Source organism: Nocardia sp. NPDC004340, assembly GCF_053602575.1.
The window spans coordinates 57,092-74,193 of record NZ_JBSGDW010000009.1; the positions used below are offsets into that span (position 1 = coordinate 57,092).

At 70.7% G+C, this 17,102-nt stretch carries 11 protein-coding genes; 6 read left to right on the plus strand and 5 right to left on the minus strand.

From position 1 onward, the window contains the following. Positions 1-162 precede the first annotated feature (162 nt). A complete protein-coding gene (locus tag ACWEOI_RS28720) occupies positions 163-2,355 on the plus strand; it encodes a phosphocholine-specific phospholipase C (protein WP_433673260.1) in 2,193 nt (730 codons plus the stop codon). Between the two features lie 66 nt (positions 2,356-2,421). Further along, complete coding sequence (locus tag ACWEOI_RS28725; protein WP_452361592.1) at positions 2,422-3,312, plus strand: hypothetical protein; 891 nt, start codon at positions 2,422-2,424, stop codon at positions 3,310-3,312. On the opposite strand, the gene ACWEOI_RS28730 is transcribed toward ACWEOI_RS28725, so the two are convergent. After that, the gene (locus ACWEOI_RS28730; protein WP_452361593.1) at positions 3,233-4,648 is read right to left on the minus strand and encodes a lipase maturation factor family protein; all 1,416 of its coding nucleotides are present in this window, start codon (positions 4,646-4,648) and stop codon (positions 3,233-3,235) included. The two genes, ACWEOI_RS28725 and ACWEOI_RS28730, sit on opposite strands and share 80 nt — an antisense overlap. A 281-nt stretch (positions 4,649-4,929) precedes the next feature. Between ACWEOI_RS28730 and ACWEOI_RS28735 the strand changes: the two genes are divergently transcribed. Both ACWEOI_RS28735 and ACWEOI_RS28740 read left to right on the plus strand, forming a co-directional pair. Further along, positions 4,930-7,203, plus strand: a complete 2,274-nt coding sequence (locus tag ACWEOI_RS28735; RefSeq protein ID WP_452361594.1) for a sensor histidine kinase — start codon at positions 4,930-4,932, stop codon at positions 7,201-7,203. After that, on the plus strand, positions 7,200-7,847 hold the full coding sequence (locus ACWEOI_RS28740; RefSeq protein WP_357090636.1) for a response regulator transcription factor: 648 nt from the start codon (positions 7,200-7,202) through the stop codon (positions 7,845-7,847). The genes ACWEOI_RS28735 and ACWEOI_RS28740 overlap by 4 nt, the downstream gene beginning before the upstream one ends. Here ACWEOI_RS28740 and ligD read toward each other — a convergent pair. Next, positions 7,844-8,809 (minus strand): non-homologous end-joining DNA ligase, encoded by a 966-nt coding sequence (gene ligD, locus ACWEOI_RS28745; protein ID WP_452361595.1) that lies wholly within the window; start codon positions 8,807-8,809, stop codon positions 7,844-7,846. The two genes, ACWEOI_RS28740 and ligD, sit on opposite strands and share 4 nt — an antisense overlap. Positions 8,810-8,921: 112 nt before the next feature. On the opposite strand from ligD, the gene ACWEOI_RS28750 reads away from it, so the two are divergent. Next, complete coding sequence (locus ACWEOI_RS28750) at positions 8,922-10,538, plus strand: FAD-binding protein (RefSeq protein ID WP_433671372.1); 1,617 nt, start codon at positions 8,922-8,924, stop codon at positions 10,536-10,538. A gap of 59 nt (positions 10,539-10,597) precedes the next feature. Here ACWEOI_RS28750 and xdhC read toward each other — a convergent pair whose 3' ends face one another. The 3 genes from xdhC to ACWEOI_RS28765 are packed head-to-tail and all read right to left on the minus strand — an operon-like array spanning position 10,598 to position 15,229. Beyond that, the gene (gene xdhC / locus ACWEOI_RS28755) at positions 10,598-11,419 is read right to left on the minus strand and encodes a xanthine dehydrogenase accessory protein XdhC (RefSeq protein ID WP_452361596.1); all 822 of its coding nucleotides are present in this window, start codon (positions 11,417-11,419) and stop codon (positions 10,598-10,600) included. Then, positions 11,412-13,802, minus strand: a complete 2,391-nt coding sequence (gene xdhB, locus ACWEOI_RS28760) for a xanthine dehydrogenase molybdopterin binding subunit (protein ID WP_433671368.1) — start codon at positions 13,800-13,802, stop codon at positions 11,412-11,414. Before xdhB ends, xdhC begins: the two co-directional genes overlap by 8 nt. Then, positions 13,799-15,229 carry a xanthine dehydrogenase small subunit gene (locus ACWEOI_RS28765; protein ID WP_452361597.1) on the minus strand — a complete coding sequence of 477 codons (1,431 nt, stop codon included), beginning with the start codon at positions 15,227-15,229 and terminating at the stop codon, positions 13,799-13,801. The genes xdhB and ACWEOI_RS28765 overlap by 4 nt, the downstream gene beginning before the upstream one ends. A gap of 408 nt (positions 15,230-15,637) precedes the next feature. Between ACWEOI_RS28765 and ACWEOI_RS28770 the strand changes: the two genes are divergently transcribed. Then, on the plus strand, positions 15,638-17,053 hold the full coding sequence (locus ACWEOI_RS28770) for a nucleobase:cation symporter-2 family protein (protein WP_452361598.1): 1,416 nt from the start codon (positions 15,638-15,640) through the stop codon (positions 17,051-17,053). Positions 17,054-17,102: the final 49 nt, after the last annotated feature.

Here is a 17,102-nt window from a genome sequence, read left to right on the forward strand (position 1 = left end):
CGAGACCTCGACGGGACGTGAGTCGGAAGTGTCGACCGGCATGCTGAATGGAGATTCCTGATGGGGCGTGGATTCGGAACCGCGAATCGGCGGAAGGTGCTGGGCGGCATGCTCGCCGCCGGCGCGGCGGGTGCGGCGGGCGTGGCCGGGCTGCCCGAGGGCATGGCGGAGGCGCTGGCGGAACCGGGCCGCTCGGGCAGCCTCGATCAGGTGCAGCACGTGGTGATCCTGATGCAGGAGAACCGGTCCTTCGACCACTACTTCGGAACCATGAGCGGTGTCCGGGGTTTCGGCGACAAGCGCGCCGTGCGGCTGCCCGCGGGCGGCTACAACCCGGTGCTGCAGGCCGCCATGGACGCGGCGCTGGCCGGCGGGCTCGGCACCGACCTGGGCAGTGGGTCGGCGGGCACCGGCAGTGCGAGCGGTTCGGCCAGCGGGAGCGGCAGCGGATCCGGCACCGGGAGCAGCAGCGGGTCGGGCGGCGCCGCGGAACGGAACGCCTTCCAGCAGCCGGACGCGTTCAGCAGCACCGGGTTCCTGCTGCCCTGGCATGTGGACACCACCCGCGTGGACGGCCAGGACATGGGCGATCTCGCGCACGACTGGAACACCACCCATGTGGCGTGGGCCGACGGCGCGTACCACTCGTGGATCGCGGCCAAGTCCAAGATGACGATGGGCTACTTCACCGAGGCCGACATCCCGTTCCATCGCGCGCTGGCGTCCGCGTTCACCATCTGCGACCACTACTTCTGTTCGATCCAGGGCCCGACCACCCCGAACCGGCTCTACCACTGGACCGGCACCATCGACCCGGCCGGGCGCGCGGGCGGGCCCGCGGTGTCCAATCCGCCGGACTACCGGCCCGCCTTCCACTGGACCACCTACCCGGAACGCCTTCAGCAGGCGGGGATCTCGTGGCAGGTGTACGCCGACTCGCACAGCGGCGGCCCGTTCCTCGCGGACTACGGCGACAACCCGCTGTGGCTGTTCCAGAACTACCACAATGCCGCGAAATCCTCCGATCCCGCCGTCCGGCAGCTGGCCGACCGCGCCATGGTGACCGCGGGCGGCATGACGCCCCCGCCGTCCGGGGTCGACGGCAGCGATATCGATTACGTTCTGCAGCGGTTCATCTCGGACTGCGCCGCCGGAAATCTGCCCCAGGTGTCCTGGGTCGTCGCGCCCGCCGGCTACTCCGAGCACCCCGCGTACCGTCCCGCGGACGGCGCGGCCTACATCCAGCGCGTCCTGAAAGCGTTGTGGGACAACCCGAAACTGTGGGAGTCCACCGTCCTGCTCGTCAACTACGACGAGAACGATGGCTTCTTCGACCACATGGTGCCCCCGACCGCGCCGCCCGGCACCCCCGACGAGATCCTGCCCGCGGCGGGCGATATCGGCGGCGACCTGAGTTCCGGGTCGGCGACGCTGGGGTCGAGCTCGGGTTCGGCGAACATCGGCAATCTGATCACCAAGGCGGCCTCGGGGCTGAGCGGCAACGCCCCCATCGGCCTCGGCCCGCGCGTCCCCATGCTGGTCATCTCCCCGTGGAGCCGCGGCGGATACGTGAATTCCCAAGTGTTCGACCACACGTCGGTACTGCGCTTCCTCGAGGCCTGGACCGGTGTCGCCGAACCCAATATCTCGGCCTGGCGGCGCGCCGTCTGCGGCGACCTCACCAGCTGCTTCGATTTCAGCCGCCGCGACACCAGCATCCCCACGCTGCCCGACGCCAATGCCGAGCGCGCCCGGGCCGCCGGGCAGAAGAACCTGCCCAAGCCGGTCCCGCCGTCGCCGGGCGGTCAGCAGATGCCCGCCCAGGAGCCCGGCCGCGCCAAGGCCCGGCCCCTCCCCTATCAGCCGCTGGCCTCGATCGAGGTTTCCGGCTCCTCCGCGACCGTCCGCTTCGGCAATCAGGGCTCAGTTCCCATGCCCTTCCAAACCTATGCCTACCAAAGCAATTCGATCCGGCAGACGGTCGTCGCCCCCGGCGCGACCGCCGAGGAGCGTTTCCCGGTGAGCGGCGCCTACGACTTCGCCGTGCACGCGCCCAACGGCTTCCTCGCCGAGGCCTCGGGCGACGGTGACGCCGCGCTGACCGCCACCGCGGCCATCGGCGGCACGGCCTCGAGTCCCACTTTCGTTGTCACCGTGCGCAATTCCGGTTCCACCGCGGCGACGATCGACGCCGGCGGCTCCCGCACCACGGTCGACGCGGGAGCCACCCGTGACATCACCGCCCCGCTCGATCAGGGCTGGTACGACCTGACCCTGACCGCGTCCGGAAACGGCAACTGGCGCAGGCACTTCGCCGGTCACCTGGAGAACGGCAGCGCCGGCACCACCGCGTGATCGATAGGGGGCGGCTAGCCGAAATCCGGTTGATCCGGGCTCGACCGCTATGGCGTCATAGAACCGATGAAGCAACAGCGCACGGGTACCGCCCGATCCGTCACCGACGGCCTCAAACTGCACCGCCACGTGGTGCGGTCGCCCGGTCGTGCCCACACGGTGATCACCTTGCGACCCGGGACGCATGCGCGGTTCAGCACCAACCGGTTCCACGAGACCTGGCACGTGCTCTCGGACGATCACGGTTCCCGGCTGCTGGGGCGGTTGCTGTGGGGGCTGTCGTATCAGGCGCGTCCGGGGACCGTCGTGCTCATCGATCAGGCCTTCCTCACGCCGAATCCGTTCGATGCCGAACCGCCCGATCCGATCCTGCTGGTGCCGGGCTGGTGCACGCCGTTCGACGACCGGATCGCGGGACAGCTGAAGCGGCGGTTGCCGTTCGCGAAGCCGGAGGGCACCGTGCGCTGGCAGACCTTCGGGCTGGACCGGACCCTGGAACCGGCCGCCCTGGAGGACTGGTGGAACCGGTATCGCCACCGGGAGCATCGCGGCCGGGTCACCCGCAGTCACGGGCTGGTCGTGCTCACCCCGTCCACTCCCGACGAAGCCCGCGCGTGGGCGCTGAGCGCCACGGGTCTGGACGCGTCCGGCCCGTACGGCACCGACTACACCTACCTCGGCCCCTACGACCGGGGCTACGACGGTGAGATCCAGATCTTCCGCCGCTTCCGCCCGATGGTGAGCGTCGCCGGTCGGGCTCGCGCGCAAGTGCTTTCGCGTGCCGATGCGCCGGCGGACCCGGACACCCTGCGCCCGGCCATCTGGCGGGAGGCCGAAATCGTGCGGGGCTCAACCCATCTCAGGGAGCTGGGGGCGGTCACAGCGGCGGCACGTACGAGCCGACCACGTCGCGGACCCACCAGGCCCGGGTTTCGAGCAGTTCCCGTGGGCCGGTGAAGCGGTACTCGTAGAGCAGCGCCCGGACGTGCCGTGGCGGGTCGTCCGGGAACGGGTTGCGGCGCACCAGGCGCAGGGTGTCGCGGTCATTGCGCAGCAGGCGGCGCAGGAAGCCCTCGAACCAGGGTCGCGCGTACGCGGAGGAGTGGGCGGCGAACCACAGCAGCCAGTCCAGGCGCAGGTGGTATGGGGCGAACTGGCGCGGCATGCGGCGCGGATCGCCGGGCTGGCCCTTGAATTCGTATTCGCGCCACCGGGTGTGGCGGGTGAGGACCGCCTCGTCGGTGCCCTCGATGACCACCTCGTAGCGGATGCGGTCGATGACGCCGAACGCGCCGAAGGTATTGATCAGGTGGAAGGGGTTGTAGGACTCGTTCATTCGCTGCCGATGCGACAGCATATTGCGGACCGGCAGGTAGCTGAGCGTCAGCGTGACGCCGGTGAACGCGAACACCAGCACCGTGAACCAGAGCGGAGACTCCGGGAGATCACTCGGCGTCGACACCGGGAACACCCGTGCGGCGGCGGAATTCGAGATCGCCGCCCACGCCAGGATGATGGTCAGCCAGTTGAGCCACGCGAAGTTCCCGGACAGCACCAGCCAGGTCTGGGTGACGATGATGATCGTCGCCGCGATGCTCGCCACCGGCTGCGGAGCGAAGAGTCCGAACGGCACCACCAATTGGGCCACGTGATTGGCCGCCACCTCGACCCGGTGCAACGGCCGGGGCAGATTGTGGAAGAACCAGCTCAGCGGACCGGGCATCGGCTGGGTCTCGTGGTGGTAGTACAGGCAGGTCAGGTCACGCCAGCACCGATCGCCGCGCATCTTGATCAGCCCGGCCCCGAATTCCACCCGGAACACCAGCCAGCGCGCCAGCCACAGCACCAGCACCGGGGGCGCGACCCGGTCGTTGCCGAGGAACACGGCCAGGAATCCGGCCTCCAGCAGCAGTGACTCCCAGCCGAACGAGTACCAGACCTGCCCCACGTTCACGATCGACAGGTAGAGGACCCACAGCAGCAGCCACACCAGCATGGCCGCCCACAGCGGCAGCAGATCCGCGGCCCCGCACACCAGCGCCGCCGCCACCGCCGCGCCACCCCAGGCCACGGCCGCGAAGAACCGGTCGGAGTAATAGAGGTGGAAGATGCTCGGCGTCGCCCGGAACGACCGCCGCGCGACCCAGCGCGGGATCGGCAGCATGCCGTGTTCCCCGAGCAACGCCCGGAACTGCCGGGCCGCCGACACGAAGGCGATCACATAGACGAAGGCCACCCCGCGCGTCACCACCTGTCGCGCGAGCCAGTATTCCGGTGCGCTGAACCACTCCATCCCGCGCCTCCTGCGCCGGTGTGTCGCCTCAGCCGGGCTAGTCCGCTCCTACTCAGAAGCGTAGTCATCCCTCGCGCGCACCGGCCCGGGTGACCCGGCGGCCGTTGACTCCCCGCCCGCCAACGGCCGCGGCCACGGCAGCGGTACGGACCCTCGCACCCCTTGCCGCGCCCTCCACGATTCCGTAGTCGGACGGGTCTGTCTGTCGGGTGTTCGACGGACACCCGTGCCCCCGGAAGGGATGGGATGCTGGGCCGAATCCGGTTCGGTACCGTGACCGGGTGCTGCGCGAAGCCGACCCGACCCACGCCGCGGTCGCGCAGGAGGCGACGTGGCTGGCCGTCCGGTTCCGGCACGCCGCCTGCCTGCTGCTGACGGTGGTGCATCTGGCGAGTGGGGCGGTCGAGCCGGGGCTGGGGCAGGCGGTCACGCTGGGGCTGGCGGTGTGGTCCGCGAGCCGGCTGTGGGGTCGCCGGCTCGGGCCCGGGTGGACCGCGGCCGATGTCGCGGTGGTGGCCATCTACCTTCTGGGGACGACCAGTGTGGCCGCGTCCGGAATCGGGACCGGAGACCTCATCGACGTGAAGGTCGTGGCGGCAACGGTGATCTCGGTCGGAATCGCGGAGCGGGTGCGGGTGTCGGCGGCGGTGACCGGTCTGGTCCTGCTGCTGCTCTACTACGCCAATCGCGCCACGCCGGGGCTCACCCCGTGGAACTTCCTCTCCGATCTGACCGTCGGCTACCTGCTGGTGGAGTGGCTGCTGGCCGTGGGGGTGCGCCGGGTGGTGCTGGGCGCGGCCACCGTGCACGACCAGACCGTGACCGCCGCCGCCGACGCCCGGATCGCGAGCGAGGTGGCGGACGCGCGCCGCCGCTACGAACGCGAGCAGTGGGCCGTCATGCACGACACCGCCGCGGCCACCCTGCTGATGGTCGGGCAGGGCGCGGCCGGGGATCGGGACCGCATCGCCCGGCAGGCCGCCCGCGATCTCGCCGTGCTGGATTCGGGGATTCCGCTGCCCGGCGACGACACCCGGGCCGACCTGTCGGTCCTGCTGCGGGAGGTGAGCAACGGCTGCGCGACGCCGCTCACCCTGCGCACCCCGGGCCCGCTGCCCGTGCGCGGCACCCTCGCGTGGACGGTGACGGCCGCCGTCCGTGAGGCGCTCACCAATGTCGATCGCCACGCCCGCGCCGCGACCGTCGACATCGGCGCCGGGCCGGGCGCGCTGGTGATCACCGATGACGGCGTCGGCTTCGACGGCGTCCCCGGCGAGGACCGATACGGCATCCGCCATTCGATCATCGAGCGCATGCGGGCCGTCGGCGGCGACGCCGAGGTCACCAGCCGCCCCGGCCACGGGACGCGGGTGCGGCTGAGCTGGCCGACCACCGAACCCGGTGCCGCCGAGGAGCACTCGTTCGACGCCCCGGCCGCGGGCATCGAACGGCTGGGCCGCAGTTTCGGGTACGGCATCGTCGGCGTCGCGGTCGCCGACACCCTGTTGCAGTCCACCCTCACCGATGCGGCGGCGACACCCCCGGCGGCGGTCAACGCGGCGTTGGTGGTGGTGAACGTGGGATGCGCGCTGGCCGCGCTGATCCCGCGCCGCCGGGAATCGGTGACGCTCACGCTCATGGCGCTGGCGATCGCGGCCTCGCTGACCCTGATCGCCCTGCTGCCCGCGAATGCCGTACTGGCGGGCGCGAACTGGTCGATCGGCGCGTCCGGCTGGACGGTGGTGGCGCTCGGCTTCCGGCTGTCGCCGCGACTGTCGCTGACCGCGCTGACCGCCTGGTGGGTGCTGGTGTGCGCGCTGGTCCTGGTCCGGGCGCCGGGCCTGGACAGCCTGCGGGTGCTGGGCTATCACACCGCGGCCATCTTCTTCCTGCAGTTCCTCACCGCCCGCTTCGCCGCGACCCTCGACCGCGTGGCCCGCGACGCCGCCGCCCTGCACCGGGAACGCCTGCGCCACCGCACCGCCGACGCGGTCGGCCACATGACCGAGCAGGAATGCCTGCGCCGCTACCGCGAACTGCTGAGCGAATTCACGCCGCTGCTGCGGGGTTTGGCCGACGGCACCCTCGATCCCGCCGAGCCCGCGGTGCAGGTCGCCGCGCGCACCGAGTACGCGCGCCTGCGCCGCCTGTTCACCCAGCAGGACGGCCTGGGCCATCCGCTGCTGGCCGACCTGCGCGGCGGCATCGACGCGGCGGAGCGGCGCGGGGTCGCGGTCACCGTCGAAGCCGAGGCCGACGCCCGTCCCGAACCCGGCCGCGAACTCCCGGACCCGGTGCGCGGGCACCTGGTGGCCGCGACCCGGATCATGCTGGACGCCAGTCGTTCCCGGGCCCGGGTGGTGGTGACCACCGACGCGACCGGCTGCACGGTCAGCGCGCTCGGCGACTGCCCCGCCGACACCGTCGACCGCCTGTCCGCCCTGTCCACCGCGGCCGCCGACCCCACCGGCGCCGTGCACACCGAGGTCGTCACCGCCGGCGAATTGCTGTGGGCGCGACTGCATCACCGCTTCGAGCTGGAGAACGCCCGATGATCCGCATCGCCATCGTCGACGACCACCCGCTGATCCGCGACGGCGTGCGCGGCTGGTGCGCCGCCGCCGAACCCCGGCTCGAGGTGACCGCCGACCACGCCGACCCGGCGGCCTTCCTGGCCGCCACCGGCCCCGATCGCGGCGACTTGGACGCCATCGTCCTGGATCTCCAATTCGACCAGCGCGCACCGGATCTGAACGCGCTGGCCACCATCTGCGCGCGCGGCCACCGCGTGGTCGTCTACTCCCAGCACACCGAACCCCATCTGGTCCGCGACTGCCTGGACCTGGGGGCGGTCACCTATCTGTCGAAAACCGAAGGCCGCGAACACCTGATCGCCGCCCTGCACGCCGCCGCCGAGGTTCGGCCCTACCTCAGCCCGACCATGGCCCGGGCCATGAGCACCGACGGCGACGACCGCCCGAAACTGTCCCAGCGCGAACGCGAGGTCCTGCTCGCCTGGTTCCAGACCGAGTCCAAAGCCCTGGTGGCGCAACAGCTCTACATCACGCCGGGCACGGTCAACACCCACCTCGAACGCATCCGCGCCAAGTACGCCGCGGTGGGCCGCTCCGCCCCGACCAAGGCCGCCCTGGTCGCCCGGGCCATCCGCGACGGGCTGATCAGCACCGACGAGCTCTAGTCGCCGGTGTCCGCGTCGAGGTCGACGTCGATCTTGTCGCGGTCGGCCCGCTCCAGCAGGGGCGCGAGGTCGAAGACCGCCTCGTCGATGCCGGCGTGCAGGTCGCCGAGGTCGGCGTAGCGGGCGGGGACGGTCTTCATGGTGAAGTCGCCGGGGTGGATGTCGGGAATCTCGTTCCAGCGCACCGGAGTCGAGACCGTCGCCTCGGGGACGCCGCGCACCGAGTAGGCGGCGGCGATGGTGTGGTCGCGGGCGTTCTGGTTGTAGTCGACGAACAGGTGCGCGGGATCGCGGTCCTTGCGCCACCACGCGGTGGTGACGTCGGCGGGCGCGCGGCGCTCCACCTCGCGGGCGAAGGCCAGCGCGGCGCGGCGCACGTCCTGGAAGCCGTACTCCGGCGCGATCCGGACGTAGACGTGTAATCCCTTGCCGCCGGAGGTCTTCGGCCAGCCGACCGCGCCGAGCTCGTCGAGCACCTCGTGCACCACCCCGGCCACCCGCCGTACCCGCGACCACGGGCAGTCGGGCATAGGGTCCAGGTCGATGCGCCATTCGTCGGGGAGTTCGGTGTCGAAGCGCCGGGAGTTCCAGGGATGGAATTCGACGGTCGACATCTGCACCGCCCAGATCACGTCGGCGAGCTTCTCCACGCAGAGTTCGTCGGCCGTGCGCCCATAGCGGGGGAAGTAGAGCTGAACGGTGGGGATCCAGTCGGGCGCGCCGCCGGGCAGCCGCTTCTGGTGAACCTTGCCGCCGGGCAGGCCCTTGGGAAAGCGGTGCAGCATGCAGGGCCGGTCGCGCAGCGCGTTGACGATGCCGTCGCCGACGCTGAGGTAGTACCGGACCAGATCCAGTTTGGTGGCTCCGGTCTCGGGGAAGTAGACCCGATCCGGATTGGACACGCGCACCGTGTGTTCGCCGACCGGCAGCTCGATCGCCGGGGCGGCTGACTTGCCGGCCATCTGTCCGACGGTAACCGGCATTTCGGTCAGCCGCGACCGGCTCGCCGCGAACCACCCGCCGAACTAGAACAAGTTATAGTTCTCGGCGCTGGGTATTTCTTCGCTCGGGAAGGTGGTCGCAACGGTGCGGACCTGGGACTCTTCGGCCGATGTGGTGGTCGTCGGATACGGCGGCGCGGGTGTCGCGGCGGCACTGGCCGCGCGGGAGTCCGGAGCGGAGGTGCTCGCGCTGGACCGCTACCTGGGCGGCGGCGCGACCGCGCTCTCCGGCGGCATCGTGTACGCGGGCGGCGGGACCTGGGTGCAGCAGGCCGCGGGCGTCGAGGACGATGTCGAGAACATGCTCGCCTACCTGCGGGCCGAGGTCGGCGACACGGTGAGCGAGCAGACGCTGCGGCGGTTCTGCGAGGAATCGCCCGCGCTCATCGATTGGCTGACCGGACACGGGGTTCCGTTCGAGGCGTCGCTGTGCCCGTTCAAGACCTCCTACCCCACCGACGACTACTACCTGTACTACTCGGGCAGCGAGAACTCCGGCGGCTTCCGGGAATTGGCGAAGCCGCGGCAGCGCGGGCATCGCGCGCACGGGCGCGGGGTGTCGGGCAAGAAGCTGTTCGGACCGCTCGCCACATCGGCCGCGAAGCACGGGGTCCGGGTCCAGACCGGCACCAGGGCAACGAGTCTCGTGATCGAGGACGGCCGGGTGGTCGGCATCGAGGCCACCACGATCGCCGGCGCCCCGCCGGCCGTGCGACGCCGGTTCGCGGCGCTGGCCAAGATCTCGGCGAAACCCGGTGTGTACCACCAGGGTCTGCGCAAGGCGGTGCAGGCGCTGCTGGCCCGGATCGAGCGGCGTTACGGTGTGCCCGTGCGCATTCAGGCGCGCTCGGGTGTCATCCTCACCACCGGCGGCTTCATCGCCAATGGCGAGATGGTCGGGAAGCACGCCCCCGACTACCCCTGGGCCGAGGGCCTGCCGCTGGGCACAGCCGGAGACGACGGCAGCGGTATCGCCATGGCCCAGGCCGCGGGCGCGGCCACCGATCGCATGGACGTGCTGTCGACCTGGCGCTTCATCGCCCCGCCGAGCGCCTTCTTCGGTGCGATCGCCGTGGATGCCAACGGACAGCGCATGATCGACGAATCCCGCTACGGCGCGGCCCTGGGCGCGGCCATCGCGACCAGCCCCGGCAATCGGGCCTGGCTGCTGGCCGATGCCCGGCTGCTCACCGAGGCGCGCCGCCAGCTGCCCGAGCAGTCGGTGTGGTTCCAGCGCATGCAGGCCGAGCGGCTGCTGCGGGTCGGCAGCGTGAGCGGCCGGACCGTGGAGGAGGTCGCCGCCCGCGCCGGGATCGAACCGGCGGCGCTGCGCAAGACCGTGGACGCGCACAATCGCGCCATCGAGCAGTCGCTGCCCGATCCGATGGGCAAGCCCGACGATCTGCGCCGCCCGCTGCACTCGGGACCCTTCACGCTGCTGGACATCTCGTTCAAGGCGCGGCTCACCTACCCGATGCCGATGCTGACCCTCGGCGGCCTGGTGGTGGACGAGGAGACCGGCGCGGTCCGCACCGAATCCGGCGCGGCGATCCCGGGCCTGTTCGCGGCGGGACGGGCGGCGGTGGGCGTGTGCTCGAACTCGTACGTGAGCGGTCTGTCGCTGGCCGACTGTGTCTTCTCCGGCCGTCGCGCGGGCACCCACAGCGTGGAGCTCGCCGCCACGCACTGACGGGTGCGGGCAGGTCCCGGATTTTCGACGAGGCCGCCCGCCGGTGACCGTCTCCGGGCTCAGTCGGTCGTGTCGGATTCGAAGGCGCGCAACAGATCCGCCGCGACGCTGACGGCGATGACCGCGGGCTCCTTGCCGGTGATGTCGGCCAGCCCGATCGGCGTCTTGATGCGCGCCAACGCTTCCGGCGGGTGCCCGCCCTCGGCGGTGAGCCGCTTGGTGAAGCGCGCCCATTTGGCCGGGGACCCGATCAACCCGATGGTGCCCAGCCCGTCGGTGCGCAGGGCGGCGTCGCAGAGCGCGGCGTCCTCGGCGTGATCGTGGGTCATGATCAGGACGTGGGTGCCGGGCGGCAGGTGGCCCAGCACCTCCTCGGGCAGCAGCGCGACGCGGTGGGTGTGGATCACGGCGATGGCGTCGTCCAGGGCCGCGAGCCGATCGGCGGCGAGCATGTCCGGCCGGGTGTCGATCAGGTGCAGGTCCAGTTCGTGGCGGGCCAGGATGCGGGCCAGTTCCAGGCCCACGTGGCCGACCCCGAAGATCGCGACGGCCGGAGGTACCGGCAGCGGTTCCAGCAGGACGGTCACCGTGCCGCCGCAGCACTGCACGCCGTGCCGGTTGACGACCTTGTCGTTGAGGGCGAAATCCATCAGCTCGGGTTCGGCGGGCAGGTGGGCGATCAGTTCACGGGCGCGTTCGACGGCGACGGCCTCGACATTGCCGCCGCCGATCGAACCCCAGGTATCGCTCTGTCCCACCACCATTTTCGCGCCCGCGCGGCGGGGCGCGTGGCCGCGCACCGTCGCCACGGTGACCAGCACACCGGGTTCCCGGCGTTCGCGCAGTCGCGCGACGGCCGTCACCCAGGTCAGGTCAGGCACCGGCGGGCACGCTTTCCCCGGCGGCGAATTCGCCTGTCTCCATCGCGGATTCGCCGGTGCGTCGCGCCGCGTCGAGCGCCCAGTACACGGCCTCCGGGGTGGCGGGCGCGGCGAGTTCCACGCTCACGCCCTCCGGTCCGAAGGCGGCGGCCGCCTGCCGCAGCGCCTCCCGCACCGAGAACGCCAGCATGAGCGGCGGCTCCCCCACCGCCTTGGACCCGTACACCACGCCCTCCTCGTGCGCGTGCGCCAGCAGGCTGACATTGAACTCCTCGGGCATCTCCGAGAAGCTCGGCAGCTTGTAGGTGCTGGCGGCCTGGGTGAGCAGCCGGCCGCGCCCAGGTCCGTCGCCGGTGTCCCAGCGAATGTCCTCGAGGGTCAGCCAGCCCGCGCCCTGCACGAAACCGCCCTCGATCTGGCCGATGTCGACGAGCGGGGACAGGCTGTCGCCGACATCGTGGACGATGTCGACCCGGCGGATCCGGTACGCGCCGGTGAACCCGTCCACCTCCACCTCGGTGGCCGCGGCCCCGTAGGCGAAGTACTTGAACGGCGACCCGTGCATGGTCTCGGCGTCCCAGTGCAGGCCCTCGGTGCGATAGAAACCGGCCGCCGACAACTGGACCCGCTGCAGGTAGGCGGTGCGCACCAGGTCCTCCCACGCGACCCCGTCGGTACCGGCCCCGAGGGCGCGGGCGACGCCGTCGGCGATCCGGATATCGGAGGCGTTGACGCCCAGCCGCGTCGCCGCCACCCGGGTCAGCCGTTCCAGCAGCTGCTCGCAGGCGTTCTTCACCGCCGCGCCGTTGAGGTCGGCCCCGGAACTCGCGGCCGTCGCGGAGGTGTTGGGCACCTTGTCCGTTCGCGTCGGCGCCAGCCGCACCTTGTGCAGCGGGATGCCCAGCGTGGTGGCGGCCACCTGCAGCATCTTGGTGTGCAGGCCCTGCCCCATCTCGGTGCCGCCGTGGTTGATCAGCACCGACCCGTCCTTGTAGATCAGCACCAGCGCCCCGGCCTGGTTGAAGGCCGTCATATTGAATGAGATCCCGAATTTGACGCCGGTGATCGCGAGCCCGCGCTTGACGTGCCGGTGCGACGCGTTGAAGGCGGCGATCTCCCTTGTGCGGGAATCGATCTCACCGTTGGCCAGCACCTGATCCCAGGTCTCGGCGATGCGCTCGGCGTGGCGCACTTCCTGCCCGTAGGGCGTGCGCTCCCCGGGGCGGTAGAAGTTGCGGCGGCGCAGTTCTCGCGGATCCAGGCCGAGCAGCGGCGCGCACCGCCCGAGCAGATCCTCCATCACGAGCATGCCCTGCGGTCCGCCGAATCCGCGGAAGGCCGTGTTGGACGGCTTGTTGGTCTTGGCGATGCGACCGCGGAAGCGCGCGTTCGGAATCGAGTACAGATTGTCGACGTGGCACAGCGCGCGGGCCAGGACCGGCTGCGACAGGTCCAGACTCCAGCCGCCGTCCGAGGTCAGCGTGGCGTCGAGGGCCAGCACGTGCCCGTCGGCGTCGAACCCCGCCCGCCAGCGCGCGTGGAAGCCGTGCCGCTTGCCGGACATGGTCAGATCCTGGGTCCGGTTGAGCCGCAGCCGGACCGGGCGTCCGGTGAGGGTCGCGCCGAGCGCGGCGATCGCCGCGAAGCCGTGCGGCTGCATCTCCTTGCCGCCGAATCCGCCGCCCATGCGCAGGCATTGGACGGTGACCTCGTGATTGTGCAGCCCGAGCACGTGGGCCACGATCTCCTGGGTCTCGGAGGGATGCTGGGTGCTCGACTGCACGAACACCTGCCCGGCCTCGTCGACCTGTGCCAGGGCGGCGTGGGTTTCGAGATAGAAGTGTTCCTGGTCGGCGAACAGGAGTTCCCCGGAGAAGATGTGCGCCGAGGCGGCGAACCCGGCTTCCAGGTCGCCACAGCGGACTTCGGGTTGTACGCCTTGGAAGCTCCCGGCGGCCTCCGCCTCCTCGATGGTGATGATCGACGGCAGTGGTTCGACCTCCACCTCCACCGCGGCGGCCCCCAGCCGCGCGGCTTCCAGGGACTCGCCCAGCACCCAGCACACGGCGTGGCCGTGGAAGCAGACCTCGTCGGGGAACAGCGGTTCGTCGTGTTTGACGCCCGCGTCGTTGAGGCCGGGCACGTCGGCGGCGGTGAGCACCCGCACCACGCCGGGCACCCGCAGCGCGGGCTCGGTGCGCAGGGCGGTGATCCGCGCGTGCGCGTGCGGGACCTGCACCGGGTAGGCGTGCAGCACATCCTTGGTGCGGTACACCAGGTCGTCGGTGTAGAGCGCGGTCCCGGTGACGTGCAGGGCGGCGCTCTCGTGCGGGAGCGCGATCCCCACGACCGGATCGTCGGGTCGTTGCGACAGGTGACTCATGACAGCACCCCCTCGGTCTCGGTGGTGTCGGAGAACAGTTTTCGCAGGCTCTCGCCCAGCATCGCGCTGCGATATCGCGCGCTGGCGCGGTGATCGTCGAGCGGTGTGCCTTCGCCGTGCAGGATGTCCGAGGCCGCGGCGACGGCGGCTTCGGTCCAGGGCCGCCCTTCGAGGGCCGCCTCGGTCGCGTAGGCGCGCACGGGCGTCACGGCCACGCCGCCCAGCCCGATGCGGGCCCGGCGCACCACACCGTCGTCGATATCGAGCGCGAAAGCCACCGCCACACTGGAGATATCGTCGAACCGGCGCTTGGCGATCTTGTGGAAGGCGGCCACGGGCGCGAGCGGCAGCGGGATGCGCACCGAACGGATGAGCTCCCCGGGCCGCCGCACCGAACTCCGGTACCCGGTGAAGTAGTCGGCGAGTGCGACCTCCCGCTCCCCCTCGGCAGCCGCGAGCACCACCGAGGCTTCCAGGGCGAGCAGTACCGGCGGCGCGTCGCCGATGGGCGATCCGGTGCCGAGGTTGCCGCCCAGCGTGGCGGCATTGCGGATGAGCCGAGAAGCGAACTGCGGGAACAACTCCGACAGCAGCGGCACCCGTCCGGCGAGCCCGCGCTCGAGCTCGGTGAGGGTCAGCGCCGCGCCGAGCTCGATCCGGTCCGCGCCGATCACGAGCTCGCGCAATTCGGGGAGCCGGTCGACGGCCAGCGTGTACTCCGCCCGCAGCCCACGGATATTCGCCTCGACGCCCAGGTCGGTATTGCCCGCGAGCACGGTGGCGTCCGGATGGTCGCGCAGCAGCCGCAGCGCCTCGGCCAGCGACGCGGGCCGGACGAATCGCCGTCCCTCGGAACTGAAGTCGGTCGCCGCCGGTTCCGGCGCGCCGGCCTCGCGCCGCCGGGCCAGGGCGTCGTCCTCGGCCGGTGCGCCGACCGCGTAGGCGGCGTCGCGGATCGGCCGGTAGCCGGTGCAGCGGCACAGGTTCCCGCTCAGCGCGTGCAGATCGAAGCCATTGGGCCCGGTCTCGCCGTGCGCGCACACGTCGTCCGTGACCGTCCGATCCGGCCGGTAGTACTCGGCGGCCATGCTGCACACGAATCCCGGTGTGCAGTAACCGCATTGCGAGCCCCCGCGCACCGCCAGCTCCCGCTGCACCGGATGCGGCGCGGCCACGGTGCCGAGCCCCTCCGCGGTGACGACCTCCTGCCCTTCCAGCGCGAGGGCCGGGGTCAGGCAGGCGTTGACCGCCACCCATTCGGTCGGCTCGATCCGGCCCGGCCGGGCCACCAGGACCGAACACGCGCCGCATTCACCCTCCGCACAGCCTTCCTTGCATCCGGTGAGCCCGTGCTCCCGGAGAAAGTCCAGCAGGGTGGTGTGCGTCGCCGCGGGAGAAATCGGTGTCGATTTTCCGTTCACCGTCATGAAAATTGCCATTGCCGGCCGCTTTCGTCGTCGAGTGCACTATCCAGTGTCGGCGGATCAATTCCGCTCGTCGAGAAAGCCGGCTCAGCAGCCGTGGGCGACGCGCCCGGGCACCCACGCGGTGCGGTGAGCCAGGCGACGCAGATCGGAGTTGGTGGACATCCGCTCGCCTCCTGTCTGTGACCACGGGTTATGTGGCCTGAACCTACGTCCGGCGGGATATTCGGTCAACACGGGACGCCGCTGACCGTGTGATTCTGTAGGAAAATACGAAGGCGGCCGGGAGCCACGCCGAACCGGCTGGACAATCGAACAATCCGCTGCGGACCCGGTATTTCCTGCGCCATCATTCGGTTCGTGGTCACGGCCTCCCCCGGCCGGTGATCCACGTGTTCCAGGAGGCTTGTCATGCAAATGCGCTTTCTCGCAAAAGTGCGCCCCTCCCGTAAATCCGAAATCGATGCCGCCACCGGACTCGTCAAGGCCCGTCACCCCGTCGACGAGATACCACCGCCACCCAAGCTCTTCCTGCTGGGCCTGCAACATCTGGCGATCATGTACGCGGGCGCGGTCGCGGTGCCGCTGCTCGTCGGCGGGGCACTGAAGCTTCCCGCCCACACCATCGCCCTGCTGGTCAATGCCGATCTGCTCGTCTCGGGCATCGTCACCATCATCCAGGCGGTCGGTATCGGCCGCATCATGGGTGTGCGGCTGCCGGTGGTCGCCGGCGCGACCTTCACCGTGGTCTCGCCCATGATCCTGATCGCGCAGGAGTTCGGCGGCGGCGAGGCCGGGCTGCCGACCGTGTACGGCGCGATCCTGGTGTCGGGCGTGTTCGGTTTGATCATCGCCCGCTTCTTCGCCATGGTGGTGCGCTTCTTCCCGCCGCTGGTGTCGGGCTGCGTGATCTGCGTGATCGGTTTGTCGCTGATCGGCGCGGACGCCGGGCTGATCGCCGGAGACGACCCGAAAGCCGCCGACTACGGCCAGATCTCGCATATCGCGCTGGCCGGTCTGGTGATCGCGCTGATCGTGGTGATCCACCGGTTCGGCCGCGGTCTGGTCAGCCAGCTGGCCGTGCTGCTCAGCGTCGCGATCGGCACGCTGGTCGCGGTGCCCATGCATCTGGTGGACATGTCCGGGGTGGGGTCGGCGGGCTGGTTCGCCGTGTCCCGGCCGTTCATCTTCGGCGCGCCCGAGTTCCATCTGGGCGCGATCATCTCCATGTGCGTGGTCATGCTGGTGACCTTCACCGAGTCCACCGCCGATATGGTCGCCGTCGCCGAAATGGTGGACAAGCAGCTCGAACCGCCCGATCTGGCGCGCGGTCTGGCCGCCGACGGCTTCTCCGCGGTGCTGGCCGGCTTCATGAACTCCTTTCCCGACACCGCCTTCGCCGAGAATGTCGGCCTGGTCGGCCTGACCGGGGTGCGCAGCCGCTGGGTGGTCGCGGCCTGCGGCGGCATGCTGGTCGCGCTGGGCCTGGTGCCGAAGGTGGGCAGCGTGGTGGCGGCGCTGCCGGGTCCGGTGGTGGGCGGCGCGGCCACCGTCATGTTCGCCATGGTCACCGCGGTCGGCCTGCGCATTCTGCACAAGGTCCAGTTCGAGGGCACCAGCAATATGCTCATCATCGCGGTCACCCTGTCGGTGGCGCTGCTGCCCGCGGTCGCCCCGAACATCTACAAGCAGTTCCCGACCGACTTCCAGATGATCGCGGGCAGCCCGATCACCTCGGCGGTGATCGTGGTCTTCGTGCTGAACCTGGTCTTCAACCACTGGGGCGCGGGGAAACGACCGGTTCCGCCGGGCGGGACCGCAGTGTGACGAAACCATCAAACCCTGCCGGTAGGGTTCAGAACATCCGGGAGGGGGT

Coding starts and splice junctions, on each gene's coding strand:
- ACWEOI_RS28770 (WP_452361598.1), top strand. CDS start 15,638: ATGCAAATGCGCTTTCTCGCAAAAGTGCGCCCCTCCCGTAAATCCGAA.
- xdhB (WP_433671368.1), bottom strand. CDS start 13,802: ATGAGTCACCTGTCGCAACGACCCGACGATCCGGTCGTGGGGATCGCG.
- ACWEOI_RS28730 (WP_452361593.1), bottom strand. CDS start 4,648: ATGGAGTGGTTCAGCGCACCGGAATACTGGCTCGCGCGACAGGTGGTG.
- ACWEOI_RS28765 (WP_452361597.1), bottom strand. CDS start 15,229: ATGACGGTGAACGGAAAATCGACACCGATTTCTCCCGCGGCGACGCAC.
- ACWEOI_RS28740 (WP_357090636.1), top strand. CDS start 7,200: ATGATCCGCATCGCCATCGTCGACGACCACCCGCTGATCCGCGACGGC.
- ACWEOI_RS28720 (WP_433673260.1), top strand. CDS start 163: ATGGCGGAGGCGCTGGCGGAACCGGGCCGCTCGGGCAGCCTCGATCAG.
- ACWEOI_RS28725 (WP_452361592.1), top strand. CDS start 2,422: ATGAAGCAACAGCGCACGGGTACCGCCCGATCCGTCACCGACGGCCTC.
- ligD (WP_452361595.1), bottom strand. CDS start 8,809: ATGGCCGGCAAGTCAGCCGCCCCGGCGATCGAGCTGCCGGTCGGCGAA.